Annotated in this window: 6 protein-coding genes; all 6 read left to right on the top strand. The window is 62.4% G+C overall.

Annotated elements, in window-relative coordinates:
- The coding region (locus HP546_RS27700; RefSeq protein WP_172232245.1) for a replicative DNA helicase at positions 1-1,117 on the top strand (1,117 nt) is incomplete at its 5' end.
- Positions 1,114-1,332 carry a hypothetical protein gene (locus tag HP546_RS27695; protein WP_047933928.1) on the top strand — a complete coding sequence of 73 codons (219 nt, stop codon included), beginning with the start codon at positions 1,114-1,116 and terminating at the stop codon, positions 1,330-1,332. The genes HP546_RS27700 and HP546_RS27695, both read left to right, overlap by 4 nt.
- The gene (locus HP546_RS27690; protein ID WP_110160087.1) at positions 1,314-1,610 is read left to right on the top strand and encodes a DUF1364 domain-containing protein; all 297 of its coding nucleotides are present in this window, start codon (positions 1,314-1,316) and stop codon (positions 1,608-1,610) included. Before HP546_RS27695 ends, HP546_RS27690 begins: the two co-directional genes overlap by 19 nt.
- Positions 1,607-2,035: a VRR-NUC domain-containing protein gene (locus tag HP546_RS27685; RefSeq protein WP_110160086.1), complete on the top strand. Its 429-nt coding sequence runs from the start codon at positions 1,607-1,609 to the stop codon at positions 2,033-2,035. The genes HP546_RS27690 and HP546_RS27685 overlap by 4 nt, the downstream gene beginning before the upstream one ends.
- A complete protein-coding gene (locus HP546_RS27680) occupies positions 2,032-3,321 on the top strand; it encodes a site-specific integrase (RefSeq protein WP_110160085.1) in 1,290 nt (429 codons plus the stop codon). The genes HP546_RS27685 and HP546_RS27680 overlap by 4 nt, the downstream gene beginning before the upstream one ends.
- Positions 3,321-3,596, top strand: a complete 276-nt coding sequence (locus HP546_RS27675; RefSeq protein ID WP_172232242.1) for a hypothetical protein — start codon at positions 3,321-3,323, stop codon at positions 3,594-3,596. Before HP546_RS27680 ends, HP546_RS27675 begins: the two co-directional genes overlap by 1 nt.
- Positions 3,597-3,607: the final 11 nt, after the last annotated feature.

Raw genomic sequence — 3,607 nt, 5'->3', positions numbered from 1 at the left:
TAGTGTTGCCAACGCAAGCGAGTATGCCCGGATCGTCAGGGAGCGCGCCGTGGAGCGGGCCCTGTATGACCTGAGTGACCGAACGCTGGAGATCGCCCAGAGTGGCGGCGAAATCCAAGACAAGATCGCGGCCGTGCAGGCAGCTGCCATGGCGATCGACACTGGCACCGATGGTGATGAGATCGTCAAGGCTGGTGATCTGATGGCCGAACAGCTGGAGGTCTGGCAGGAGCGGCATGACCGCCTGTCACGCGGTGAGACGTTGCTTGGCCTGTCCACCGGCTTGGTTGACCTCGACGAGAAACTGGGTGGCCTGCAGCCGGAGCAGTTGATCGTTGTGGCCGGTAGGCCTGCAATGGGCAAAACCACGCTCGCCATGGGGTTTGTGCTGGACGCTGCGGTTCGCCAGAAGAAGTCAGCCTTGGTCATCAGCCTGGAAATGAGCAGGGCCCAGCTCATTGATCGAGCCACTGCGGCAGAAGGGAAGATTCCGCTTAACCTCATCAAAAACGGTTCTGCCTGCCAGTCCCACGGGGCGGAACTGTGCGCGGCAGTCGGCAAGATCCAGCACGCAAACCTGTTCATCGCGGACTGCGCCGGCGCCACGGTCGGCCGCATTCGCTCGATGGCTCGTCGGCACAAGATGCGCTATGGGCTCGACATCCTGATGATCGATTACCTACAGCTGATGGAAGGCGAGGGTGGCAATCGCACTGAAGAGGTCAGCGGCATAAGTCGCGGATGCAAGTTGCTTGCACGCGAGCTCGGCATTCCGGTTGTGCTGCTCAGCCAGCTATCTCGCAAGTGCGAGGAGCGCCCAAACAAGCGCCCGGTGCCCTCTGATCTTCGTGAGTCGGGCGCAATTGAGCAGGACGCAGACGTGATCCTGTTCGTCTACCGCGATGAGGTTTACCACGAAGACAGCGAGCTCAAAGGCATCGCCGAAATCATCGTGGGGAAAGGTCGAGACATTGAGACCGGAACCGTACGCGCGGCGTTCTTGGGGCAGTTCAACCGTTTCGAAAACCTCTCTGCGAGCTGGCAGCCTCCCGCCAAAGCGCCTGCGCCCGAGCGGTCCCTGAGATCTCGCTATGCCCAACAAGGAGCCGCTGCATGACTGACCCAATGCACCTACCGCCCAAGCTTCCCGAGTATCGCTGGGCGCTGTATTGCCGAAGTGATCTGCTGGATCTTGCCCACGAGCCAGCCCAACCGATGGCGCTGTATCGCGACGAGCAGGCAGCTCGTAGCCATGGCCAGTGCATGTGGCCTAACACCTTCCGCGTCATTGATCTTCATGGAGAAGACAGCCCATGCGGCAATCAAAACTGACCAAGGCCGCACGCGGCCGCGAATGCCAGGTGCGTATCCCTGGCGTATGCAACGGCAACCCCGAGACCACCGTCTTGGCGCACTACCGCCTGGCGGGCACCTGCGGCGTCGGCAAGAAACCACACGACCTGCAAGGTGCATGGTCCTGCAGCGCCTGCCACGACGCCTGTGACGGTCGCAGTCGTGACGTGGATCGCGCCACTGCGCGCCAGTACCACGCCGAGGGCGTCATGCGCACCCAGGCGCTGCTGCTCAATGAGGGGGTGTTGATCGCATGAATGCACCCGCCCTTCGCCCGTTCAAAGCCAAGTCGGCCCGCGCCAAGCCCGTCGACCGGGAAGGGCAGGAGCAGGCTGCCCTGCTCGAAGAGATTCAGCTGCGCTATCCGGATGTGTACGAGCTGATCTACCACGTCCCGAATGGCGGCCATCGGCACAAGGGCGTGGCGCTCAAGCTCAAAGCCCAGGGCGTAAAGGCCGGCATCCCCGATCTGGTCCTGACCATGGCTCGCGGCGGTTACTTCGGCTTGTACATCGAATTCAAGGCGACCGTAGACCCGGCGCCTGTTTCGTCCAGCCAGCAAGCGTGCATTCGCCGGCTGAACGACCAAGGCTACCTGGCCGTTGTGTGTCAGGGGCATTTTGACGCCATGGAGTGCCTGAGGGCGTACCTGGCCCTGCCAAAAACGGAGGTTGCAGCATGACCAACACCGCCGCTGTGAAAATCAGCGATGCAGAGATTCGCCGGCAGGCCGCCGGCCAGGTGCGTGATCTTCGCGCCCTGGGCAACCATGGCCTGTACTTCCGGTTTCACCGTTCCCGCGAGCGCGGGTCCTGGTACCTGATCCACAAGGGCAAGTGGAACCTGATCGGCTCATACCCTGAGCTGAGCGCTGCCAAGGTGGCCGCCGCACTGCCGGATATCCGCCTGCGCCTGGAAGCCGGCGAGGGATCGAGCCTGTCGAGCTGGGTGCTGACCGGCGAACTTCTAGCCTGGTTCGCTGAGCGCATGTCCCGCGACCGCAACCTGTCGACCAAGCGCAAGAGCACGGCGGCGTCGGCGATCAAGCAACACCTGATGCCGCGCTTGGGTCAGACCCCGCTGGCCCAGATCGACAAGGCGCTGCTTGACCGCGAGCTGATGTGGCCGCTGCAAGAGTCGCTGTCGATCGACTATGTGCGACTGGTGTTCCAGTTGCTGGCTCTGTCGTTCCGTCAGGCCTTCAAGCTTGGCCTGATCAGCTCCAACCCCATGGCCGGCATCCGCTTTGGTGATTTCTCCAAGGCCAAGGTCACGGTCAAGCCATCGCGCCTGCGTGGTGTGCACCTCGACGACCTGATGGCCCGCATGAAGAGCACCCTGGCCCACCGGCCGCAGCATGGCGTGCTGGCCCTGATGATGCTGTGTCACGGCACCCGGCTGGGCGAAACCCGCCTGGCCCGCTGGAGCCACATCAGCCTGGCCGAGCGAGAGTGGTTTATTCCCGCTGAGCACACCAAGACCAGCGTGCAGCACCGCCTGCCACTGACCAACCAGGTGCGTTTCCTGCTGATGGCCTACCGCGAGATCCAACGCAACGAGGGCTACGACGGCGAGTTCCTGTTCCCGGGACGGCAAGGCAAGCCCATGAGCGAGGCCAAGGCATCCGCCGTGTTCACCGTTATGGGGCAGGGCGAATGGACCAGCCACGACCTGCGCAAGCTGGCCCGCACTGGCTGGGCTGACCTTGGGGTCGACCACCTGGTGGGTGAGCTGCTGATCAACCACGCCATGGGTCACAACGTGAAGGTGTACATCCAGTCCGACGTCATGGCCCGCAAGCGCGAGGCGCTGGAGAAGTGGCACGCACACCTTGATCAGAAGGGTTTCGGGTCGGTTCACGGCTTGACCGGCGATAGATCAACGGATTCATGGATTCTCTGCAAGGCCGCAGAGCGCGCGGGTTTCGACGGCCTTCCGGTATCCACCATAAGCGAGGATTCGAAATGATGAACAACAGCCAATTGATCGATAAAGCCCAGGCCATCTGCGGCTGCCTTTCCTACGACGACAGCACCCCAAATGGCAGCCCCAAGTCGGTGATCGCCGAACTCTGCCATCGCCTCGGCGAGCGCACGGTGCGCATCAAGAAGGAATTGGGCGGCTACACCATGACCACCCTTTACGGTCGCCAGCGTGCGCTTACCTGGAAAGAGGAATTGATGTGGCGGCTTTTCGGTTGGCCGCCGCGAGGCTTCGAGCTGGTTGACGAGGTAGTTGAGTGAGGAAGAGCCAC

It is taken from the genome of Pseudomonas sp. CM25 (assembly GCF_013179705.1).
Lineage (GTDB): Bacteria > Pseudomonadota > Gammaproteobacteria > Pseudomonadales > Pseudomonadaceae > Aquipseudomonas.
Note: the sequence above shows the minus strand (reverse complement) of the source record. Positions and strands in the feature narration are given on the sequence as shown.